Consider the following 417-nt stretch of genomic DNA (forward strand, 5'->3'; position numbering starts at 1 on the left):
TGTGCCAGCACCACGTAAGTACCCCGATGAACTCCGTGAGCGCGCGATCCGCGAGGTCCGCTCGACCGGACGCCCGATCGCGCACGTTGCCCGCGATCTCGGCATCCACAAGGAGGCACTGCGCGGCTGGGTCCGCCAGGCCGAGGCGGACGCCGGTGAACGCGACGACCGGCTGACGACTACCGAGCGCGACGAGTTGAAGGAACTCCGCAAGGAGAACGCCGAGTTGAGGCGGGCCAACGAGATCCTGAAGGCCGCCTCGGTGTTTTTTGCCCAGGAGATCGACCGTCCCCGGACGAGGCCGAGCAGGTGATCGACCACCTGCGCGACAAGGGCCTCGGGGTCGATCCCGTCTGTCGGGTGCTGGAGCTGTCGCCGTCGACGTACTTCGCGCGCAGGACGCGGCCGAAGTCGGCC

1 pseudogene is annotated in these 417 nt (G+C 68.3%); it reads left to right on the plus strand.

The features are described from left to right. Window position 1 precedes the first annotated feature (1 nt). Window positions 2-292 (plus strand): annotated as a pseudogene (locus tag E0D90_RS26095) (transposase); the annotation flags it as partial. Window positions 293-417 lie beyond the last annotated feature (125 nt).

The organism is Streptomyces otsuchiensis (assembly GCF_004305975.1).
Lineage (GTDB): Bacteria > Actinomycetota > Actinomycetes > Streptomycetales > Streptomycetaceae > Streptomyces > Streptomyces otsuchiensis.